General features: G+C 65.4%; 19 protein-coding genes and 1 pseudogene. 13 read left to right on the top strand and 7 right to left on the bottom strand.

Annotation, left to right across the window (positions count from 1 at the left end; all coding sequences use genetic code 11):
- Positions 1-1,077 carry a mannose-1-phosphate guanylyltransferase gene (gene manB, locus SHTP_RS06595; RefSeq protein ID WP_096370122.1) on the top strand — a complete coding sequence of 359 codons (1,077 nt, stop codon included), beginning with the start codon at positions 1-3 and terminating at the stop codon, positions 1,075-1,077.
- A gap of 28 nt (positions 1,078-1,105) precedes the next feature.
- On the opposite strand, the gene SHTP_RS06600 is transcribed toward manB, so the two are convergent.
- The 4 genes from SHTP_RS06600 to cofD are packed head-to-tail and all read right to left on the bottom strand — an operon-like array spanning position 1,106 to position 5,616.
- On the bottom strand, positions 1,106-1,654 hold the full coding sequence (locus SHTP_RS06600; RefSeq protein ID WP_012393149.1) for an NUDIX hydrolase: 549 nt from the start codon (positions 1,652-1,654) through the stop codon (positions 1,106-1,108).
- A complete protein-coding gene (locus SHTP_RS06605) occupies positions 1,651-3,237 on the bottom strand; it encodes an Eco57I restriction-modification methylase domain-containing protein (protein ID WP_096370123.1) in 1,587 nt (528 codons plus the stop codon). The genes SHTP_RS06600 and SHTP_RS06605 overlap by 4 nt, the downstream gene beginning before the upstream one ends.
- A gap of 28 nt (positions 3,238-3,265) precedes the next feature.
- Positions 3,266-4,630 (bottom strand): coenzyme F420-0:L-glutamate ligase, encoded by a 1,365-nt coding sequence (locus SHTP_RS06610; protein WP_096370124.1) that lies wholly within the window; start codon positions 4,628-4,630, stop codon positions 3,266-3,268.
- Positions 4,627-5,616 (bottom strand): 2-phospho-L-lactate transferase, encoded by a 990-nt coding sequence (gene cofD / locus SHTP_RS06615; RefSeq protein WP_011740552.1) that lies wholly within the window; start codon positions 5,614-5,616, stop codon positions 4,627-4,629. The genes SHTP_RS06610 and cofD overlap by 4 nt, the downstream gene beginning before the upstream one ends.
- Positions 5,617-6,035: 419 nt before the next feature.
- Here cofD and SHTP_RS06625 point away from each other — a divergent pair, with 419 nt between their 5' ends.
- The gene (locus tag SHTP_RS06625; RefSeq protein WP_020788379.1) at positions 6,036-6,392 is read left to right on the top strand and encodes a WhiB family transcriptional regulator; all 357 of its coding nucleotides are present in this window, start codon (positions 6,036-6,038) and stop codon (positions 6,390-6,392) included.
- 65 nt (positions 6,393-6,457) lie between these two features.
- Here SHTP_RS06625 and SHTP_RS06630 read toward each other — a convergent pair whose 3' ends face one another.
- The gene (locus SHTP_RS06630) at positions 6,458-6,880 is read right to left on the bottom strand and encodes a metallopeptidase family protein (RefSeq protein ID WP_020727278.1); all 423 of its coding nucleotides are present in this window, start codon (positions 6,878-6,880) and stop codon (positions 6,458-6,460) included.
- Between the two features lie 173 nt (positions 6,881-7,053).
- Here SHTP_RS06630 and SHTP_RS06635 point away from each other — a divergent pair, with 173 nt between their 5' ends.
- The 4 genes from SHTP_RS06635 to manA all read left to right on the top strand — a co-directional run bounded on the left by SHTP_RS06635 (position 7,054) and on the right by manA (position 11,388).
- Positions 7,054-7,500: a DUF3499 domain-containing protein gene (locus SHTP_RS06635; RefSeq protein WP_181005660.1), complete on the top strand. Its 447-nt coding sequence runs from the start codon at positions 7,054-7,056 to the stop codon at positions 7,498-7,500.
- Between the two features lie 147 nt (positions 7,501-7,647).
- Positions 7,648-9,048, top strand: a complete 1,401-nt coding sequence (locus tag SHTP_RS06640) for a phosphomannomutase/phosphoglucomutase (RefSeq protein WP_096370125.1) — start codon at positions 7,648-7,650, stop codon at positions 9,046-9,048.
- The gene (locus tag SHTP_RS06645; RefSeq protein ID WP_096370126.1) at positions 9,045-10,154 is read left to right on the top strand and encodes a TobH protein; all 1,110 of its coding nucleotides are present in this window, start codon (positions 9,045-9,047) and stop codon (positions 10,152-10,154) included. Before SHTP_RS06640 ends, SHTP_RS06645 begins: the two co-directional genes overlap by 4 nt.
- Positions 10,155-10,161: 7 nt before the next feature.
- Positions 10,162-11,388, top strand: a complete 1,227-nt coding sequence (gene manA / locus SHTP_RS06650; RefSeq protein WP_015354847.1) for a mannose-6-phosphate isomerase, class I — start codon at positions 10,162-10,164, stop codon at positions 11,386-11,388.
- Here the strand turns inward: manA and SHTP_RS06655 are convergent.
- Both SHTP_RS06655 and SHTP_RS06660 read right to left on the bottom strand, forming a co-directional pair.
- A pseudogene (locus SHTP_RS06655) lies at positions 11,366-12,750 on the bottom strand (FAD-dependent oxidoreductase). The gene manA and the pseudogene SHTP_RS06655 overlap by 23 nt on opposite strands.
- Before the next feature lie 66 nt (positions 12,751-12,816).
- On the bottom strand, positions 12,817-14,211 hold the full coding sequence (locus tag SHTP_RS06660; protein WP_096370127.1) for an FAD-dependent oxidoreductase: 1,395 nt from the start codon (positions 14,209-14,211) through the stop codon (positions 12,817-12,819).
- Positions 14,212-14,267: 56 nt separating this feature from the next.
- Between SHTP_RS06660 and SHTP_RS06665 the strand changes: the two genes are divergently transcribed.
- From SHTP_RS06665 to SHTP_RS06695, 7 genes are all read left to right on the top strand, one after another.
- Positions 14,268-15,752: an APC family permease gene (locus SHTP_RS06665; protein ID WP_096370128.1), complete on the top strand. Its 1,485-nt coding sequence runs from the start codon at positions 14,268-14,270 to the stop codon at positions 15,750-15,752.
- A gap of 110 nt (positions 15,753-15,862) precedes the next feature.
- Positions 15,863-17,113, top strand: coding sequence for an alkane 1-monooxygenase (locus SHTP_RS06670; protein ID WP_096370129.1), 1,251 nt, complete (start codon positions 15,863-15,865; stop codon positions 17,111-17,113).
- Positions 17,113-17,283, top strand: coding sequence for a rubredoxin (locus SHTP_RS06675; protein WP_011740542.1), 171 nt, complete (start codon positions 17,113-17,115; stop codon positions 17,281-17,283). Before SHTP_RS06670 ends, SHTP_RS06675 begins: the two co-directional genes overlap by 1 nt.
- Positions 17,284-17,466: a rubredoxin gene (locus SHTP_RS06680; protein WP_011740541.1), complete on the top strand. Its 183-nt coding sequence runs from the start codon at positions 17,284-17,286 to the stop codon at positions 17,464-17,466.
- Between the two features lie 41 nt (positions 17,467-17,507).
- Positions 17,508-18,113, top strand: a complete 606-nt coding sequence (gene alkX / locus SHTP_RS06685; RefSeq protein ID WP_420866654.1) for a TetR family transcriptional regulator AlkX — start codon at positions 17,508-17,510, stop codon at positions 18,111-18,113.
- Between the two features lie 104 nt (positions 18,114-18,217).
- A complete protein-coding gene (gene ahcY / locus SHTP_RS06690) occupies positions 18,218-19,696 on the top strand; it encodes an adenosylhomocysteinase (protein ID WP_012393163.1) in 1,479 nt (492 codons plus the stop codon).
- Positions 19,697-20,239: 543 nt separating this feature from the next.
- A complete protein-coding gene (locus tag SHTP_RS06695) occupies positions 20,240-21,928 on the top strand; it encodes a PecA family PE domain-processing aspartic protease (RefSeq protein ID WP_172900513.1) in 1,689 nt (562 codons plus the stop codon).
- The last annotated feature ends 340 nt before the right edge of the window (positions 21,929-22,268 follow it).

Raw genomic sequence — 22,268 nt, forward strand, 5'->3', positions numbered from 1 at the left:
TTGGCAACCAACGGCGTCGACGCGGTGGTCCTGGTTGGTGGTAAGGGCACCAGGCTGCGCCCGCTCACATTGTCCGCACCCAAGCCCATGCTGCCCACGGCTGGGCTGCCGTTTCTCACCCACCTGCTCTCGCGCATCGCCGCGGCGGGGATCGAACACGTGGTGTTGAGCACGTCGTATCAGGCCGGGGTGTTCGAGGCCGAGTTCGGCGACGGATCCAAGCTGGGCCTGCAGATCGACTACGTCACCGAAGACAAGCCGTTGGGGACCGGTGGCGGCATCGTCAACGTCGCCGGCAAGCTGCACCACGACACCGTGATGGTGTTCAACGGCGACGTGCTCTCCGGTGCGGATTTGGGCCAGCTGCTCGACTATCACCACCAGAACCAGGCCCACGTCACCCTGCACCTGGTGCGGGTGGGCGACCCCCGGGCATTCGGCTGCGTGCCCACCGAGGACGGCCGGGTCACGGCGTTCTTGGAAAAGACACAGGATCCGCCCACCGACCAGATCAACGCCGGCTGCTATGTCTTCAAGCGCGAGATCATCGACCGGATTCCCCGGGGCCGTGAGGTATCGGTGGAACGCGAGGTGTTCCCCTCGCTGCTGTCCGACCCCGACATCAAGATCTACGGCTACGTCGATGCCACCTATTGGCGGGACATGGGCACGCCGGAGGACTTCGTGCGCGGCTCGGCGGATCTGGTGCGCGGGATCGCGCCTTCCCCGGCGCTACAGGGCCAGCGTGGCGAACAACTGGTACACGACGGCGCGGCGATTGCTCCCGGCGCGGTACTGATCGGCGGCACCGTGGTGGGCCGAGGCGCCGAGATCGGACCCGGTGTCCGGCTGGACGGCGCCGTCATCTTCGACGGCGTCAAGGTCGAAGCGGGCAGTGTGATCGAACGATCGATCATCGGCTTCGGTGCGCGCATCGGCCCCCGTGCGCTGGTCCGCGACGGCGTGATCGGCGATGGCGCCGACATCGGCGCGCGCTGCGAGTTGCTGCGCGGTGCCCGCGTCTGGCCCGGCGTCTCCATTCCCGACGGCGGCATCCGCTACTCGTCGGACGTGTGATCGCCGGCCGCCCAGGCTGCGGTCGGTGTCAGGCCCTCTGTGCCGCGCGGTCGACCAGGTATCGCAGCGCGTGATCGGTGCCCGGCGGCAACGCATCCGGCGGCCACCACTGCAGATCGTCGGATTCCTCGCTGACCGTTATTTGCGCCCCGGCCGGCGCACGCGCCACGAACTGCAGGTCGAGATGACGTGTCGGCACGCCCAGTGAACAGGTCACCGGGTGGACATGCACGGCCACCAATTCGGGGTCGATGAGCAGGTTGTCGATGCCGGATTCTTCGGTCGCTTCCCGCAATGCCGCGGCGACGATGTCATGGTCGTCCTCGCAGTGCCCGCCCAGCTGCACCCAACGGCCCAGCCGCGGATGCAGGGTGAGCAGCACGTGGCCACGCTCGTCGAGCACCAGCGTCGACGCGGTGATATGACCGGCTTCGCACTCGCGCAGACACGCATCGGCGCGGGCGTGCAGGAAGGCCAGCACGGCATGACGTAGCGAGTCCTGGGCCGGGTCCGGGGCCCGCCACTGCGACAGCATCGCGATCGCGGACTCTCGAACACCGACGGGGGCAACCTTCATCGTGATCCCCGTTTGATCCGGCGATCACGCAGCGTCATCCAGGCCGAGCGGCATCGCGCCACGGCGTCTGGAGCCATGCCCAGTTCGCCGATCAGCACATGTCGGTCCACCAGGTCCAGCGCCTTGTCGATCTCATCGGCCTTGAGCAGCAGGTCCACATCGGTGGCCAGCTCGGCACCCGTACGGGTGGGCGGGGGAATCGGAAGTAGCTCGGCCTCACGGGGTTCCAGTTCCAAGATGCCTCCTCCGTAACTGCGGCCCATGATCTCGGCGAAGGCGAACGTCACGCTGTTGTGGAACGCCACGGCCAGGGCCGTCGGGTCGACCCGGGGCCCTGCCGTCTTGATCCGGACCCGATGCACCGTGTCGGTGCTGGTTGCCGCCGCGGAATTGACGCTCAGACGCGGCGTCCGATGGATTTGGCGCAGCATGAACAAATCTGGGACCCACAGCGACGGTGTGCTCCACCACGGCTTGCGGATCGAGCACTTGTAGCCCAGGTGGACACCAGCCGCCTCGCCGGCGTCGATGTGCGCGATCAGCGCTGGGTCGGCCGGATCGGCGGGAGCGTCGAGCAACCAGGTCCGATGATCGGCGGCGATATCGCTTGCCCGGCAGTCCGGGTCGTAGACCAGACCACGCAACTGCGCGCTGCGCGAAACCAGCGGCACGCAATGTGCCGCCAGCCCCAATTGGCGGGCCACGGTGTCGGTGAAGGTGAAGAAGCTGTTGCGGCCCGTCACGATTCCCACATTCACATCGGCCACCGCGCCCAGCCGGATCATCGCATCGCATTGTTTGAGCGCGCGCATTGTCTGTATTTGACGGGGGTCAAGAAAGTATTTTGTCCACTTCTCATTTTCGTGACGCAGCGCGGCCGCGGGCTCGACTTCAAGATCAGCGGTCGCAAGCGCGTCGGCGTCGCCGAGGTTGACCGTGCGGATCTGCGCGGCGTCACTGCCGACGACACCACAGAACAAAACAACTTCCTGCAAGACTCCGTCGAATACCAACCGGTCGAAGGTCACCAAGGTGATTTCCCGGAACCGGTTCAGCAAGAATTCGCGTAATTGACCGGCGTAGCCGACCTGAAGCAGTTCGGCGGGTAGCACCAGACCCACTCGTCCGCCGTCGCGCACCACGATGGTGCTCGCCACAACGAACGGTACCCATGCGTTGGTCAATCTGGTGGGGTTCAGTCCGACCTGTCGCATGAGTTCCAAAGCCGGGTCGCGTTGGTCGGCCGGCCAGTTTCCGAACCTGATGTAGGGCGGGTTGCCGGCCACCCCGTCCCAGCGGCCGGTCGCTGACTCGTCCAGCCAGGTGAACAGGTTCGTATTGTCGACGGGCGCGAACCGTCGAGCCTTGGCCGCTTCGTCTGCGATGAGCTCCACACCCCGGGCGCTGCCACTGGCCGCGGCCAGCTCGGCCAGGATCCGGCCGTCGCCGCACGATGGCTCCAGGATCTTCGTCCCGGCCCGGCCGACCCAGCGCGCCAGAAATCGGGCTACCGGCGCCGGGGTGTAGTAGCCGCCGCGGACCTTGTCGGCAGACGCGGCGGTCTTGCCCGCGAACGTCTTCATAGCTCCAAGTATCGTCGCAGCCGTCGGCTCACTTGCGGATCAGCAGGTCCCCGGGGTGCACCGGGTCGCGTAACTCGGCCGGCTGCTGCGCGTAGCCGATCGCGATGGCGCCCAATGGCTCCCAGTCGGCAGGCAGCTGCAACTGTGCGCGTACCAGGTCGGCGGCAAAGATCGTGGAGCCGATCCAGCAACTGCCCAGCCCGCGCACCGCCAAAGCCACCAGCAGGGTCTGCACGGCCGCTCCCACCGCGACGGTGAACATGGTGTGCTCGGCTTGGGTGCGGGCCCCGTCGGGGTAGGTGTGCGCGCCGTCGGGGACCAGCATCGGAATCACGACCTCGGGCGCATCGTAGAGAATCTGACCGCGCGTGACTCGGCGTTCGATCGAATCAGCCGACCTGCCGTCGCCGGCGAGGTCGTGGCGCCACTTGTCTTTCATGGCGTCGAGCAGCGCAATTCGGGTGGCATGGGATTGCAGCCAGACGAACCGCACCGGGCGGGTGTGGTGTGGCGCCGGAGCGGTAAGCGCCTCTGCGACGGCGGCCTCCAGCAGCTGCGGAGGGACCGGCTCGTCGGCGAACTGCCGGATCGACCGGCGCATCAGTTGGGCTTGTTGGTGGCCCAGCTCGATGGCTTCGGCGGTGCCCAGCCAGAACAAGTCTTCCTCGCCCGGCCGCACCAGATTCCGGGCGGTTGAGCCGTCGTCGCGCACCGGCAGCCCGCGCACCACGGCCACTGGCATCGCGGTCAGTTTGCCCTTGACCAGATCCGCCGCGGCGGCGATTTCGTCGGCGACCGCGATCTCGGTGACAATCAACTCGTTGCCATGCCGGTCGGTGGCGCCCGAATAGTTGTGCAGTACCGAGACGCCGGCGGCGCCGACCGCGGCGTCGATCTGGCCGTTGCGCCAGGCGCGGCCCATGGTGTCGGTGATGACCACGGCGACGGTGACACCGAGCCGCTCCCGCAGGCCGGTCCGCAGAGCCGCCGCACTGGCGTCGGGATCGACTGGCAGCAATGCCAATTCAGATCGATCCACGTTGGAGCCGTCCACGCCGGCGGCAGCCTGGACCAGTCCGAGCCGGCTCTCGGTGATCAGGGTGCGGCCCTTGCGTGCGAGTACCCGCACCGCTTCGTCGTCGACCAACTTGCGGCGCAGCTGATCTCGGGCTTCTTCATCGGCAGGTGCGGTCACCAACCGGCCCTCGCACTTGGACACCACTTTGCTGGTGACCACGACTACGTCGCCGTCGCGCAACCACGGTGCGGCCGTGGCGATGGCCGCGCTGAGCTCATCACCGGGGCGGAATTCGGGCAGGCCCTCGACCGGCAAGATCTCGATGGCCGATGCCGTGCCGTGTTCGCCCGTCGGCGGTAGCGCAGGACCGCTCACACCGTCACGCCTGCAAGCTCGAGACCGGCCCGCACCATCTGTGCCGTCGCTTCCGGGTCACTCATTAGCAGCGGTATCGATCGCACCGTGACCGAGTCGATTTCGGCCTGATCGCCCTCGGCGACCAGCCAGTAGTCGAGTACACCGGTGGCGGCGCGGGCGCCGTAGTGCCGGCCGACCGCCTCCGCGGTGGTGTCCACACCGATCACCGAAAGGCAGGCATCGGCCATGCCGCGCACCGGCTTTCCGGCGATGATGGGGGAGTAGCCGATGATCGGGGCGCGGGTGGCCCGCAGCGCGGCGCGGATGCCGGGAACCGCAAGGATGGCCCCGATGCTGACCACCGGGTTCGACGGCGCCAGCATGACGACATCTGCATCGGCAATCGCTGCCGTGACTTCTGTTGTGGCGCTGGCTGTTTCGGTGCCGATGAAGGCAAAGCTATGTGTTGGCAGTTCGGCGCGATAGCGCACCCACCATTCCTGGAAATGGATCGCCCGCTGTTGCTGGTCGGTCGGATCGGTGACCACAACGTGTGTCTCGCAACGATCGTTGCTCACTGGTAGCAACGTCGCGCCCGGTTGCCAGCGATCGCACAGTGCCGTGGTGATCTGTGCCAGCGGGTAGCCGGCCCGCAGCATCTGGGTGCGCACCAAATGGGTTGCCAGGTCTCGATCACCCAGCTGGAACCAGTCGGGCTGGACGCCGTAACGTGCGAGTTCCTCTTTGGCATGCCAGGTTTCGTCTCGATGGCCCCAGCCGCGCTGGGGGTCCACGCCGCCGCCGAGGGTGTACATGCAGGTGTCCAGGTCTGGGCAGATGCGCAGCCCGTGGATCCAGGCGTCATCGCCGATGTTGACCACTGCGGTCAGTTCGTGGCGCGCGTTGTCGTCGGGTGTGGCAAACTGGCCCAGGCCGAGCAGACGCTGCGCCCCGAGTAGGAAGCGGGCGCCGCCCACTCCGCCGACGAGAACGGTGAGCTTCACAACGCAGGACAGTACCTGTTGGCTAAGGCAGGGTCGGGCGGGGTCAGGTACGCGGGATTAGTCGGGCGGGTAGTCTGTCGGCGCACATCGTGACCGACCCGTGACCGAGCCAGGAAGGACTTTCGGCAAGTACTGTGACGAGTTCCATTCGACACGCCGGGACCGCAACTGAAACAGAAACGCCGAATTTTCATCACGAGATGATATGGAAATGCGCCGTAGTGCTTGACCAGGCTGCCCAACCCGTGTCTAATCACATCAGTGTCATTTCCCGGTTGGCCGGCCGGTTTCGGTGTCGCAGACCGAGATTCGATCACTAGTTCGAATTGGGTTGGCTGTACATCAAAACAGTGGGAAACCATTCATTATCTATTAGGTGAGGAGGCGGAGGCATGCCCTATGAGCACCTTCGGGGCGTAATGGGAGGCACACCGCACACCACGGCCGGTTCGGTGACGGTGTCGCCGATGGAAATTGCCCGGCCGCATTTGAGTTTGGTTCCCGATGCGTCTGCCGCATTCGAGCCTGAACCGCTGCCGGAGCCGGTAGACCCGCCCGCCGACCAGTGGCAGGACCGCGCCCTTTGCGCGCAAACCGATCCCGAGGCTTTCTTCCCGGAGAAGGGTGGCTCCACCCGGGAGGCCAAGAAGATTTGTCTGGGCTGCGAGGTGCGGCACGAGTGCCTGGAGTACGCACTGGCCCACGACGAACGCTTCGGCATCTGGGGCGGCCTGTCCGAGCGCGAACGCCGCCGCCTCAAGCGCGGCATCATCTGATCAGAGCTGAGTCGGATAGGGTCCAGATCTGATCCACTGCGGATGCGACTGGGCCAACCGTCGATCTAGTCGTCGCCGATGGTCGGATCGATGACCGAGGGTTCAACGTCCAAATGAATGGCCACCTGGGCCACCAAGATCTCATGCAGTAGTTCGCCAAGCTCGATGGTGTCTTTAGCCCGTCGCTCTATTGGCTTGCGGAACAAGACAATTCGCGCCCGCGTGGAGTTGCCGCGGACGTCCACTCCTGCCGGAATCAGCCGGGCAAGCGCAATGGGGCCGTCGGCGATCACTTCGGGCGGCCACTGCACACTGTGCGGATCCTTGGCTGCGATGCGGGGGATCTCGTCGACCGCGATGTCCAGTTCGGACAACCGATCTTGCCAACGACGCTCGATGGGTTCGTATGCCTCCAGCACCGCCATGTCGAATCGCTCGGCGCGGCTGCGCCAGCCGGGCACCGTGGGCGGCAGCAGCGGGCCGCGCAAATCGCGACCCCGGCGTCTGGCTCGGCGCGACGCGGGCCTGCCGCTGGGCCGACCGCTTCGCTCGAAGCCGCGGTAATCGCTCACGCGCCGATAGTAACGGTTGGACATCGTGGCTAGAGCGGATGCGCGTGTCCGCCCCTTCGGCGGCGTTTCCGCACGATAGCCTTTGCCTCGTGAACGTACCCCGTCGCTGCTGCCGGCCCGGGTGTCCGCACTATGCAGTGGCCACGTTGACGTTCGTCTACTCGGACTCGACTGCGGTAATAGGTCCGCTCGCTACCGCGCGGGAACCACACTCCTGGGACTTGTGTGTTGGTCACGCTGGCCGAATTACCGCCCCGCGCGGGTGGGAACTCGTGCGCCATGCGGGCCCACTGCCTACCCACCCGGATGAGGATGACCTGGTCGCACTCGCTGACGCCGTGCGCGAACAGGGCCCAACCGCGGATGCATCCTGCGCGGGTGCAACAGGTGCGGCACACAACGGATTCTCTGACCAGGTGATGCGTCATGCCGGAGCGCATGCCACCGCGCCGAGCGGTGGCGTGCTGGCTTCACCCGAACATCGCTCCGGCCGGCGCCGTGGACACCTGAGGGTGTTGCCCGACCCCTCCGATTAGTTCTGGGCCCGACTTCGGCCCAGCCCCGGTCGGTCGCTGTCGGCGGCCCCGGCAACTCGACACCGTTCGGGTCCCCGGCTGATTCGGCGGGCCGATAGGCTGGCGGCCAAGAGTCCAACCAATCTAGGTCGTCAGGAGCCCCCCGCCATGTCTTGGCCCGCCGCGGTTATCAATCGTGTCATCAAGGCTTATGACGTCCGAGGGCTGGTAGGCGAAGAGATCACCGAAGCCCTGTGCGCCGATATCGGCGCCGCGTTCGCGCGGTTGATGCGCGGCGAGGGGGCGCGGCAGGTGGTGATTGGCTACGACATGCGCGACAGCTCGCCGGCGCTGGCCGCGGCCTTCGCCAGTGGGGTGGTCGCGCAAGGCCTCGACGTGGTGCGCATCGGTCTGGGATCCACCGACCAGCTGTATTTCGCCGCCGGGCAGCTCGATTGTCCGGGCGCGATGTTCACTGCCAGCCACAACCCGGCGGCCTACAACGGCATCAAGCTGTGCCGGGCCGGCGCCAAGCCGGTCGGTGCGAACACCGGGCTCAACGCCATTCGCGAGGACCTGGTCAATCCGGTGGCGATCGCCGTGGCCGAGACCGCCGGAACAATCGCCGACAAGGATGTGCTCGGGGACTACGGGGTGTTTCTGCGCTCGCTGGTCAACACCGCGGATCTGCGACCGCTGCGCGTGGCCGTGGACGCCGGTAACGGGATGGCCGGGCACACCGCGCCGGCCGTGCTCGGTGCGATCGATTCGGTCACGCTGTTGCCGTTGTATTTTGAGCTCGACGGCACCTTCCCCAACCATGAAGCCAACCCGCTGGACCCGGCGAATCTGCTGGACCTGCAGAAGTTCGTGGTGGCAACCGGTGCCGACATCGGGCTGGCCTTCGACGGGGATGCCGACCGCTGCTTCGTGGTGGACGAGCGTGGGGAGCCGGTCTCTCCATCGACGGTGACCAGCCTGGTGGCGGCGCGCGAGCTCAGTCGGGAGATCGGCGCCACCGTGATCCACAACGTGATCACCTCGCGCGCGGTGCCCGAGCTGGTCGTCGAGCGCGGCGGCACGCCGCTGCGTTCGCGGGTCGGCCACTCCTACATCAAGGCCCTGATGGCCGACACCGGCGCGATATTCGGCGGCGAGCATTCGGCGCACTACTACTTCCGCGACTTCTGGGGCGCCGACTCGGGAATGCTGGCCGCGCTGTACGTGCTGGCGGCCCTCGGTGAGCAGAGCCGACCATTGTCGGAGTTGACCGCCGACTATCAGCGCTATGCATCCTCGGGCGAGATCAATTTCACCGTGGCTGACGCGCCGGCGTGTGTCGAGGGCGTCTTGAAGTCATTTGGTAGCAGGATTGTGTCCATCGACCACCTGGATGGGGTGACGGTGGATTTGGGTGACGACAGCTGGTTCAACCTGCGCAGCTCCAACACCGAGCCGCTGCTGCGGCTCAATGTGGAAGCCCGCAGCGCCGAGGATGTCGACGCGGTGGTCCAACAGGTCAGCGCGGAAATCGCTGCCCAGTCACCCCGGGGAGAGGCGGGACCGTGAAGGCCACCCAGGCGATCGATCTGGAAGATGCCGATGGCCTGATTGCTGCTGATCGAGACGGCCTGTTGCGGGCCGCATCGACGGCCGGCGCGCAGGTGCGCGCCATCGCTGCCGCGTCCGACGAAGGCGAACTGGACTCACTGAACATCGATGACCGACCACGTACGGTTATCTGGGTGGCCGGCCGGGGCACCGCCCAGACCGCCGGGGACATGCTCGCCGCAACGCTGGGGGCGACGGTTGGTGCGCCGATCACGATCGCCACTGAGGCGCCGCCGTGGGTGGGCCCGCTCGACGTGATGGTCGTCGCCGGCGACGACCCCGGAGATCCCGCGCTGGTGGGAGCGGCGGCGATGGGAGTGCGTCGAGGTGCGCGGGTTGTGGTCGCGGCCCCCAACGAGGGGCCACTGCGCGATTGCGCGGCGGGTCGGGCCGCGGTGCTGGCACCGCGGTTGTCGGTTCCCGACGAATTCGGGCTGTGCCGCTACCTGGCCGCGGGGCTGGCCGTGCTGCGCACCGTGGATCCCAAGCTGCGCATCGACCTGGCGGCGCTGGCCGACGACCTGGACGCCGAGACGTTGTGCAACAGCGCCGGTCGCGAGGTATTCACCAACCCGGCCAAGGCACTTGCCGCGCGCATCTCCGGTCGCCGGATTGTGCTGGCCGCCGATGGTGCCGCGACATTGGCCCTGGCCCGCCACGGCAGTTCCGTGCTGCTGAGGATCGCGCACCAGGTCACCGCTGCCACCTGGCTGGCCGACGCGGTTGTCGCGCTGCGTGCCGGGGCGGCTTCCGGGTACGACGACGGTGTGGACGCGTTGTTCCACGACGAGGAGATAGACGGCCCGCGGCCGGAGCAGATGCGAGTGCTGGCATTGACGCTGGCCGCCGAGCGCACGGTGGTCGGCGCGCGGGTCGCCGGGCTCGACAACATCGACCTGATTGCGGCCGAGGATGCGGCGCAGGTTCCAGGGGGACCCGGCGGGCCCGCCGGCTCGGACCGTGCGCCGGCTCCGACCGCCGCACCCCGTGCCGAACAACAACTGGCAGTATTGGCCGTTCGCCTGGAGATGGCTGCGGTGTATTTGCGACTCGTGCGGGGATAGGTAGAAGGTGGAACTACTACGCGGAGCGTTACGGACATACGCGTGGGGATCGCGCACCGCCATCGCCGAGTTCACCGGTCGGCCGGTACCGGCCGCTCATCCTGAGGCCGAACTCTGGTTCGGCGCGCACCCCGGAGACCCGGCCTGGCTGGAAACCGATGGCGGCGAGAGCTCGCTGCTCGAGACGCTGTCCGCAGATCCGGAGGGACAGCTTGGGCCCGGCGCACGAGCCCGGTTCGGTGACGTGCTCCCGTTTCTGGTCAAGGTGCTGGCCGCCGACGAACCGCTGTCGCTGCAGGCCCACCCGAGTGCCGAGCAAGCCGTCGAGGGATATCTGCGTGAGGAACGAATGGGCATCCCGGTGTCCTCACCCGTGCGCAACTACCGCGACACCAGCCACAAGCCGGAACTGCTGGTGGCGTTGCAGCCCTTTGAGGCGTTGGCCGGATTCCGTCAAGCGGCCCGTACCCGCGAACTCCTGCAGGCGCTGGCGGTGTCGGACCTCGACCCGTTTATCGACTTGCTCTTTGACCAGTCCGACGCCGATGGCCTGCGTGCCCTGTTCACCACTTGGATCACCGCTCCCCAGCCCGACATCGACGTGCTGGTGCCGGCCGTGCTCGACGGCGCCATCCACTACGTCAGCTCCGGCGCGACAGAATTCGTTGCCGAAGCCAAGACGGTGCTCGAACTCGGTGAGCGTTATCCCGGTGACGCCGGAGTGCTGGCGGCGTTGCTGCTCAACCGCATCAGCCTGGCACCCGGGGAGGCCATCTTCTTGCCGGCCGGCAATCTGCATGCGTACCTTCGCGGTTTTGCGCTTGAGGTAATGGCCAACTCCGACAACGTATTACGCGGCGGACTGACTCCGAAGCACGTGGATGTCCCGGAACTGCTGCGAGTGCTCGACTTCGCTCCGACTGCCGCTTCCGACCTGCGGTCGCCGGTTCGCCGGGAAGGCCCGGAACTGGTGTATGAGACCCCGACCGACGAGTTCGCCGTCGCGCTGCTGGTGCTCGACGGCGACTACCTCGGCCATGAGATCGACGCATCCTCGAGCCACGAGGGACCGCAGATCTTGTTGTGCACCGAGGGTTCCACGGTGGTGCATGGGAAGTCTCAGTCGCTGACGCTCGAACACGGTAATGCCGCTTGGGTGGCGGCTGACGACGGCCCGATCCGGTTGCTTGCCCAGGAGCCCACCAAGCTGTTCAGGGCGACCGTGGGGCTGTGAGGGTTCGGCCGCGGCTGCTGGCCGATTGCCGGCGTTCGCGCAACCACAGTCCTACATTGTGGGCGATGGTGCGACCGATCAGCCGCGGTGGCGGGACGATGTAGAGGCTGTCCAGCAATGAGAACCTGCGCAGAAACCATTCGGCGAGAACGGGATCGGTTTCGGCGGCCCCGAGGAACTGATCGAACAGGGCCCCGGCCGGCCGCCACCAGGCCGGTGGCGACTGCGTGAGGCCATGGTGGAAGCTGATGTCGCTGATAGCGTTCATCGTCCACACCGGGTAGGTCGTTTTGGCGGTGGCCCGATTCAGTTGGGTGGCCAGGTCACCGTGCGGGGATTGCAGCGCGCGGCGCAGATGACCGGCTTGTAGCGATGTCATCGTCATGCCCTGCCCGAAAGTGGGATTGAAACTGGCCACCGCGTCACCGAACGGCACTATCCCGGCCGGGAAGCGGTCCAGTTTGTCGTAGCGGCGCCACTTGCTGGCGGGGAAGGCGTGAAACATCGGGGCCCCGATGGGTTCGGACTGTGCCAGCGCGGCGTTGAATCGGGCCGGGAGCAGCCGCTCGGCGAGCGCGCGCATCTCGCCGAAGGTCGGCGGTGGCTTGGCGCCGGCGACTCCGAAGGTGGTCATGACCCAGGTGCCGTCCTCGTAGCACAGCATCCCAAGCCCAAGCGAGCGGTCATGTGCGACACCGGCTACCACCACTTTTTCCTGGATCAGGCCGTCGGGGATGCGTAGCTGTTGACTCGCGTAGTTGATGCCGATGTCCATGCTTTGTTCGGCGGGGCGCTGATACCCCCACTTGCTCAACCAAACCGGTAGGCGGGTACCCCGGCCTGCCGCGTCGACCACGAGGTCGGCGGCCAGAAACTGTGGCTCAGCACCATCGTCGTCGTCGGGGGTGCGACCAGCACCCCGCTCACTGTCTGGGTCGTCGGTTCGAAACGGGGCTCGATGACAAGTCCCCGCACGATTTCGATGTTGTCGAGTTCGATCACTCGCCGGCGCAGCTGCCACCCCAGATGTGGCCGACTGGGTACGTAGGCGGTGAATTCTTTGCGCAGGGTGTGACCCGTGCCCAGGGCGTGGCCCGCGGCGGCGAAGTAGATGCAGTCCGGCCGGTTCTCCAACATGGGCACGCCCGCGGCCACCATGTCGGTCAGCAGGCCGGGGAACAGGTTCTCGAATTCGTTTGCCCCACGGGCCATCAACATGTGCAGGTGGCGGTCCTGCGGAACGGTCGCACGACCGTGTGGCACGCTGGGTAACTCGTCGCGCTCGATGAGAGTCACTCGGTGGAAAAAATCCGAGAGCACCCGTGCCGCGCAGAGCCCCGCGATGCTTGCCCCGATGACCAGCGCATGGTTATTCGAAGTGCTCAAGGTCCCCCTCATCTGCGCAGGGTACCCATTGCCATGCCGTTACTACCGTGATGTGGCCGATGGTTTCGGCCGGCGCTGCCGAAGCCACATCCGCGCGTTGTGTGCGACGGCGCGGCCGATGATCAGTGGCGGCGGCACCATGTAGAGACTGTCGAGCAGCGAGATCCGGCGCAAGAACCATTCGGCGAGAACGGGATCGGTTTCGGCGGCACCGAGGAATTGGTCGTAGAGCCCCCCGACCGGCCGGTACCACCGCGGCATCCGTCCCTCGGCGTGTTGGAAGCAAAGGTCGGTGAGTGCGTTCATCGTCCACACCGGTCGGATGGTCTTGGCGGTCGCCCGGTTGAATTCGTTCGCCGGTTCGGCGGGGTGGGATTGCAGGGCCCGGCGCAGATGACCGGCTTGCAGCGACGCCATGGTCATGCCCTGCCCGAAGGTGGGGTTGAAGCTGGCCACCGCATCCCCCAACGCCACGATTCCGGCCGGGAAGCGGCTCAGCTTGTCGTAGCGGCGCCATCTGCTGGCCGAAAATGCGTGAAACACCGGTTCGCCGATGGGTCCGGCCGCCGCCAGCGCGGCAACGAATCTGCTGGGGAGCAGCCGGTAGGCGAGTTCGCGCATCTCGCCGAACGTCGAGGGCGGCTTGACCTTGGCCACCCCGAAGGTCGTCAAGATCCAGCTGCCGTCCTCGTTGCACAACATGCCCAACCCCAGTGATTGTCCTGGGCCGACACCGGTGACCACGATCCTTTCCCGCATCAGGCCGTCCGGGATACGGAGCCGCTGGCTGGCGTAGTTGATGGCGATGTCCACGGTTTCCTCCGGTGGGCGCTGATATCCCCATTGGGTCAACCACACCGGCAACCGGGTGCCGCGTCCGGCCGCGTCGATTACCAGGCCGCTGGCGATCAGTTCTGGATCGCCGTCGTGGTCATCGAGCAGCAGTCCGGTAACCCGCTGGCGTACCGGATCGAAGTGCGGCTCACGAACCTTGCGCTGCCGGATTTCGACGTTGCCGAGGGCAAGCACCCGTCGTCGCAGCTGCCATTCCAGGTGCGGCCGGCTCGGCAGATAGGCGGTGTATTGCTTGCGCAGCTTTGCGCCGGTGCCCAGGACATGGCCCGCGGCACCGAGATAGATGCAATCCGGACGGTTGTCGAGCATGGGCACCCCCGCGGCCACCAGGTCGGTCAGCAGTCCCGGAAACAGGGTGTCCAACTCCGCCGCGCCGCGGGCCATCAGCAGGTGTAGGTGCTGGTCCTGAGGAACCGTGCCGCGCCCGGATGGCGTGCTCGGTAAGTCGTCGCGTTCGCAGACAATGACCTTGGAATAGAAATCGGATAGCACCCGCGCGGCGCACAAACCACCGATACTGGCGCCGATTACGGTCGCGTGTTCGGCGGGATTTACGGCGCGCTTCTCTACGCTCGCGCCCATCCCGGAAGCGTACCCAGTACTGTGCGTTCACATCCGTTGATGAGAGGGACAAATTGATGGCCGGTCGTTTGCGCACGAAGTCGGTAGAACAGTCAATCGCCGACACCGACGAGCCGGAGACACGGCTGCGCAAGGACCTCACCTGGCGTGATTTGGTGGTCTTTGGTGTCTCGGTGGTGATCGGGGCGGGTATTTTCACGGTTACGGCGTCGACCGCGGGTGACATCACCGGCCCGGCCATCTGGATATCGTTTCTGATCGCCGCGGGCACCTGCGCGCTGGCGGCCCTGTGCTATGCCGAATTCGCCTCGACGCTGCCGGTGGCGGGGAGCGCTTATACGTTCTCCTACGCCACTTTCGGTGAGTTTTTGGCGTGGGTGATCGGCTGGAACCTGGTGCTGGAATTGGCCATCGGCGCGGCGGTGGTCGCCAAGGGCTGGTCCAGCTACCTCGGCACCGTATTCGGATTCTCCGGTGGCACCGCCGATTTCGGATCGATACGCCTCGACTGGGGTGCGTTGCTGATCGTTTCCATCGTGTCGCTGCTGGTTGCCTACGGCACCAAATTGTCCTCGAGGTTTTCCGCCGTGGTCACCACCATCAAGATGGCGGTCGTGATCTTGGTCGCGGTGGTCGGGGCGTTCTACGTCAAGGCCGCCAACTATTCGCCGTTCATTCCTGAACCCGAGGCCGGGCCAGAGGGCAGAGGCGCCGATCAGTCTTTGCTGTCACTGCTGACCGGTGCTCCGGGCAGTCATTACGGCTGGTATGGCGTGTTGGCCGGGGCCTCGATCGTCTTCTTCGCGTTCATCGGTTTCGACATCGTGGCCACCATGGCAGAGGAGACCAAACATCCCCAACGCGATGTCCCGCGGGGAATTCTGGTGTCGCTCGGTGTTGTCACCCTGCTGTACGTGGCCGTTTCGATCGTATTGTCCGGAATGGTCTCCTATACCCAGCTACGCACGGTCTCCGGCGGCGGACACGCGAACTTGGCCACGGCATTCAAGGCCAACGGTGTGTATTGGGCCAGCGGCATCATCTCGGTGGGTGCGCTGGCCGGATTGACCACCGTGGTGATGGTGCTGATGTTGGGGCAGTGCCGGGTGTTGTTCGCGATGGCGCGCGACGGACTGTTGCCGCGCCAGTTGGCCAAGACCGGGGCACGCGGCACCCCGGTTCGGATCACCGTGCTGGTGGCGGTGGTGGTGGGTGCGACGGCATCGGTGTTCCCGATCACCAAGCTTGAAGAGATGGTCAACGTCGGCACGCTGTTTGCGTTCGTCCTCGTTTCGGCCGGCGTGATCGTATTGCGCAAGAAACGGCCTGACCTGGAGCGTGGGTTCCGCGCGCCCTGGGTGCCAGTGCTGCCCATCGCCTCGCTCTGCGCGTGCCTTTGGTTGATGCTGAACCTGACGGCCCTGACATGGATCCGATTCGGCGTCTGGTTGTTGGTGGGCACCGTGATCTACGTCGGGTACGGGCGCAAGCACTCGATGGTGGGTCGTCGGCAGCTGGCCGAAGCCGCGATGGACAAATAATGATCGTTTGATAATTAACTGGACAAAATAGGCAGCTGTGTCTAGACGGCTGACGAATAGGTGCGTATTGTCCAAACCTACGTGGTGTGACTCACGAGGAGGTTTGGCATATGACCACACAGTTCAGGTCCGACGTACCTGATGCGCCGGAAACCGAATGGCGAGACAAGAAGCGCTATCTCTGGCTCATGGGGCTCATCGCCCCCACCGCGCTGTTCGTGGTCTTGCCGATCGTCTGGGGGCTGAATCACTTTGGCTGGCACCTCGCCGCCCAGGTGCCCCTGTGGGTGGGCCCCATGCTCGTCTACATCCTGCTGCCGCTGCTCGACCTGGGGTTCGGGCCCGACGGGCAGAACCCGCCGGACGAGGTGATGGAGCGGCTGGAAAACGACAAGTACTACCGCTACTGCACCTACATCTACATCCCGTTCCAGTACCTCAGCGTGGTGCTGGGGGCCTACCTGTTCACCGCCTCGGACCTCGGCTGGCTTGGTTTTGACGGCGGCTTGAACTGGTTGGGGAAGATCGGTGTGGCGTTGTCGGTCGGGGTTCTCGGCGGCGTCGGCATCAACACCGCCCACGAGATGGGGCACAAGAAGGATTCGCTGGAACGCTGGCTGTCCAAGATCACCCTGGCGCAGACCGGCTACGGCCACTTCTACATCGAGCACAACCGGGGCCACCACGTGCGCGTCTCCACACCGGAAGACCCGGCATCGGCGCGCTTCGGGGAGACCTTCTGGGAATTTCTGCCCCGCAGCGTTTTCGGCAGCCTCCGTTCGGCGATCGGGCTGGAGGCACAACGGCTGCGCCGGCAGGGGCGCAGCCCCTGGAACCCCAAGACCTATCCGTCCAACGACGTGCTCAACGCCTGGGCGATGTCAGTGCTGCTGTGGGGCGTGCTGATCGCGGTCTTCGGGCTGGGGCTGATTCCCTTCGTGATCATCCAGGCGGTGTTCGGCTTCTGCCTGCTGGAAGCGGTCAACTACCTCGAGCACTACGGGCTGCTGCGGCAGCCGACTTCCAACGGCCGTTATGAGCGTTGCGCGCCGGTGCACAGCTGGAACTCCGACCACATCGTCACCGACCTGTTCCTCTACCACCTGCAGCGACACAGCGACCACCACGCCAACCCCACCCGTCGGTACCAAACGCTGCGCAGCATGGACGGCGCTTCCAACCTGCCCAGCGGGTACGCGTCGATGATCTCGCTCACCTACTTCCCGCCGCTGTGGCGCAAAGTGATGGACCACCGTGTGCTCGAGCACTACGGCGGTGACATCACCAAGGTCAACCTGCACCCCCGGGCGCGGGACAAGATGCTGGCCCGCTACGGGGCTTCGCACCAAGGCATTGGGTGATGACCGCCTACCGGTGTCCCGTCTGCGATTACACCTATGACGAGGGCAAAGGCGATCCGCGGGAAGGTTTTCCGGCCGGCACCCGGTGGGACCAGATTCCCGACGACTGGTGCTGTCCGGACTGCTCAGTGCGCGAGAAAGTTGATTTCGAAAGGATGGGAGGCAAGTAAGTGAGTGACTACAAGTTGTATCAGTGCGTCCAATGCGGCTTCGAGTACGACGAAGCGCTGGGCTGGCCGGAAGACGGTATCGCACCCGGCACCAGATGGGACGACATCCCGGAGGACTGGAGTTGCCCCGACTGCGGTGCGGCAAAGGCGGACTTCGTGATGGTGGAGGTGGCTCGACCGTGATCGACACCAACTCCTTCGCCAAAAGAGATATCGTCGGCCCTGTGAAGCGCGTTCCCTACGCCGAAGCCTCCCGCGTCCTGCTGCGTGATTCGGTCCTGGATGCCATGCGTGATCTGCTGTTGACCCGCGACTGGTCGGCGATCACCTTGTCCGACGTTGCCCGGTCCGCGGGCATCAGCCGCCAGACCATCTACAACGAGTTCGGCTCGCGGCAAGGCCTTGCGCAGGGCTACGCATTGCGTCTGGCCGACCGCCTGGTCGACAAGGTGCATGCCGCCCTGGACGCCAACGTCGGCAACATCTGCGAGGCGTTCCTGCAGGGCTTTCGGTCATTCTTCGGTGAGTCGGCGGCCGACCCGCTGGTGATCTCGCTGCTGACCGGGGTGGCCAAGCCCGACCTGCTACAGCTCATCACCACCGACAGCGCGCCGATCATCACGCGTGCCTCGGCTCGACTGGCGACGGCCTTCACCCAGACCTGGGTGGCGACCAGCGACGACGACGCCAATGTGCTGGCGCGGGCGATCGTACGTCTGTCGTTGAGTTATGTGTCGATGCCGCCGGAGGCCGACCACAATGTGGCGGCGGATCTGGCTAGGCTGATGACCCCGTTCGCCGAGCGTCATGGTGTGATTAACGTCCCCTGACCTGCGCGGCTTGGGGGCCGAGGGATACAGTGGCGCGAGAGCATTTATAGCCAAAATAGTCTGCTCAGTTTTTCATAGGTCCCCTAAGTAAGGATGTAACCCGTATGACGACTACCGAAACTTCGCTATCTGCCGACACGAAGAACGGCATCGATTTCAAGATTGCCGATTTGTCGCTAGCGGATTTCGGGCGCAAAGAACTGCGGATCGCTGAGCACGAGATGCCCGGCCTGATGTCGCTGCGCCGCGAGTACGCCGAGGTGCAACCTCTCAAAGGTGCCCGTATCTCGGGTTCGCTGCACATGACCGTCCAGACCGCGGTGTTGATTGAAACCCTCACCGCGCTAGGCGCCGAAGTTCGTTGGGCGTCATGCAACATCTTCTCGACCCAAGACCATGCGGCGGCCGCCGTTGTCGTCGGCCCGCATGGCACCCCCGAGGAGCCCAAGGGCGTCCCGGTGTTCGCCTGGAAGGGCGAATCGCTTGAAGAGTACTGGTGGTGCGCCGAGCAGATGCTGACGTGGCCCGACTCGGACAAGCCGGCGAACATGATCCTCGACGACGGTGGCGATGCCACCATGCTGGTGCTGCGCGGGATGCAGTACGAGAAGGCCGGTGTGGTGCCTCCGGCCGAGGAAGACGACTCGGCCGAGTGGAAGGTCTTCCTGGGCCTGCTGCGCAGCCGCTTCGAGACCGACAAGGGCAAGTGGACCAAGATCGCGGAGTCGGTCAAGGGCGTCACCGAGGAGACCACCACCGGCGTGCTGCGGCTTTACCAATTCGCCGCGGCCGGGGATCTGGCCTTCCCGGCGATCAACGTCAACGACTCGGTCACCAAGTCCAAGTTCGACAACAAGTACGGCACCCGGCACTCGTTGATCGACGGCATCAACCGCGGCACCGATGCGCTGATCGGTGGCAAGAAGGTGTTGATCTGTGGTTACGGTGACGTCGGCAAGGGTTGTGCGGAGGCGATGAAGGGCCAGGGTGCCCGCGTCTCGGTCACCGAGATCGACCCGATCAACGCGTTGCAGGCCATGATGGAGGGCTTCGACGTGGTTACCGTCGAGGACGCCATCGGCGACGCCGACATCGTCGTCACATCGACCGGTAACAAAGATATCATCATGCTCGAGCACATCAAGGCGATGAAGGATCATTCGATCCTGGGCAACATCGGCCACTTCGACAACGAGATCGACATGGCCGGCCTGGAGCGTTCCGGAGCCACGCGTACCAACATCAAGCCGCAGGTCGATCTGTGGACCTTCGGCGACACCGGTCGCTCGATCATCGTGCTGTCCGAGGGCCGTCTGCTGAACCTGGGCAACGCCACCGGGCACCCCTCCTTCGTGATGAGCAACAGCTTCGCCAACCAGACGATCGCCCAGATCGAGCTGTGGACCAAGAACGACGAATACGACAACGAGGTCTACCGGCTGCCCAAGCACCTCGACGAGAAGGTGGCGCGCATCCACGTCGAAGCCCTTGGCGGTCGCCTGACCAAGCTCACCAAGGACCAGGCCGAATACCTCGGCGTGGACGTCGAAGGCCCCTACAAGCCCGACCACTACCGCTACTGACACTCAACGGAAGCCACGCTGGTAGCTGCACCGCTGCCCGCGTGGCTTCCGCTTTTGGCGGGTACGGCAAGTGCCCGCTGCAATCGCGCTGTTGTGGCTTCGACCGTTAGGCGGTCGTGAGCGGACGCGCGACCCAAGTGTCGGTAGCGGCGATCGCCATGACGGCCACCGCGGGACTGCCCGTTCCCCCGAAGCCCCCATAGGCGGCCGCTGATCCGAGTGGCGACATCATCGAAGACCGCAACCCCAGACACCCGAGTGCATGAGTTGGGGTGTGGTGGGACCGGGGCGCGGGTGATGGTTGGGGTGTTTGTGGGTCTGTCTCGGTGTTGAGACGGGTTTGGTGGCTGCCGGTGGTTGTTTGTGCAGTTTGGGTTGGGGTGGCTAAGACGCTGGTGGGCGGCGTGCGGGAGCGGTGCTACTCAACTTTTGACGATCTGATTTTTCTACGGATGCATCGCTGACCTGCGGATATAGCGTGTTTGGACCGGTTGGGTCCGGGTCGAACTCTGTTGGCCTTTGGGTGGATGGGCGGTGGGTGTTGTGTCGTTTGTGAGTGTGGTTCCGGAGTGGGTGGCGGCGGCGGCAACCGATGTGGCCGGGATTGGGTCGGTGGTGGGTGCGGCTAATGCGGCGGCGGCGGGGGCGACGACGTCGGTGACGGCGGCTGCCGGTGATGAGGTGTCGGTGGCGATTGCGGCGGTGTTTGGGGGGTTTGGTCGCGAGTATCAGGCGGTGTGTGGGCAGTGGGCGGAGTTTGAGCAGCGGTTCGCGCGGGCGTTGGGGGCCGGGGCGGGGGCGTATGCGGAGGCTGAGGCGGTTGCGGTCGGCTATGTCCGGGACTATCAGGCGATCAGCGCGCAGGTGGATGCCGCGCCGCTGCAGGCCGTCGAGCAAGACCTGTTGGGCGCGATCAATGCGCCGACTCGAGCCCTCTTGGGGCGCCCGCTGATCGGCAATGGAACAAATGGGACGGCCGCCGATCCCAACGGCGGGGCGGGCGGGCTGCTGATCGGCGACGGTGGAACTGGTTATTCGCAGACGACGGCAGGGGTCGCCGGTGGGGCCGGCGGCGCGGCGGGGCTGATCGGCAACGGGGGCGACGGTGGTGCCGGCGGTGCTGGCGCAAATGGCGGGGCCGGCGGTCGCGGCGGCTGGCTGATCGGTGACGGCGGGCACGGTGGGCAGGCGGGAGCCGCAGGAAGCGGGCCCGCTACCGTCGGTGGGCCGGGAGGCAGGGCGGTCCTGATCGGCAATGGCGGCGATGGGGGTGCCGGCGGCACCAACGCGGCCGGTGGGGCAGGAGGCCTCGGCGGCTGGTTGTTTGGGCAGAACGGGGCGGCTGGTGTTGGTTCACCGGTGAACGTCACCGTCCCGTTGGACGTCGCCGAAGGTTACGGTCTGACTTCGCCGAACGTCAACGTCTCGGTGAACGGGGGACCGAGCGTGTCCGTGCTGGTTGACACCGAATCCAGGGGCCTCGTCATCCCGTTCTGGGCGGTCGGATTCCAGAATCTGGGCTGGCCCACCGGCATTGGCATCGCTAGCTACGCCTCGGGTCTGGACTTCGTCACCATCGGGTTCAACACGACGGTGGATTTCGGCAACGGCGCCGTTAGCGCGCCGACGCCGATTGAGGTCGCCGTCCTACCCTTCCCGACGACTCTGAACAGCCTACTGATCATTGCCCTGAGCCCAGTCCTACAACCCGTTTTCGGCGTGGGCATGTTCGGTTTGGCACATGGCACGCTGGGCGTTGGGCCCAACGCCGGGGGCCCGGGGATCAGCAGTCCTACTACGGCGTTGCCGGGCCAACTCGACGAGGGCGTGCTCTTCAACGCGCCCCAGGGTGAGCTGCAGTTCGGCCCCAATTCACTACCCTCGGGCATCTCGGTTCCGGGTGCGCCGATTACCCCGCTGCTGGTACAGGTCAATGGCGGTCCGCTGCAACCCATTACCGCGGTCATCGACTCCGGTGGTGTGGACGGGACTATTTCGTCATCGGTGCTCGGAACCGGTCAGGTCTCTGGAACCGTGCCAGCCGGGACAGCCATTTCGGTGTATACCAGTGACGGCTCCACACTGCTGTACTCGTACACGACGACGGCGACCAACGGCCCAACGGTGACCTCGGGAACCTCGATGAATACCGGATATCTCCCCTTCGGGCAGCAGGCGATATACATCTCGAACAGCCCCAGCGGCGTCGGGACCACCATCTTTCACAACTGACACGCAGGTTGCCGAGCGCCCACCCGATTTCCGCTGATGTCGACCGGGCGGACTGTCGCCATCGTGTCGTGTGCATGCCCAACCCGAAGTGACCACCGGCGTCGCCGGTGCGCCGCCTTGGCAATCGGTAGCGTCCGCACCGTGTGCGTATTTCAACGCACCATGAATTATCAAGAACTCCAGTTAATTTCACCAAATGGAGTGTTGGCGACATTTCATCGCGTTATGAAATAATCTAAGCGACAATCTATTTCGCTTCTAGCAGGTCGTTGAATATCTCATCCAACTATGAATTATCAAGTGCTCAAAGTCATTCCCGATAATCGACATCTATGTAGAC

It is taken from the genome of Mycobacterium ulcerans subsp. shinshuense, assembly GCF_002355775.1.
Taxonomy (GTDB): domain Bacteria; phylum Actinomycetota; class Actinomycetes; order Mycobacteriales; family Mycobacteriaceae; genus Mycobacterium; species Mycobacterium marinum.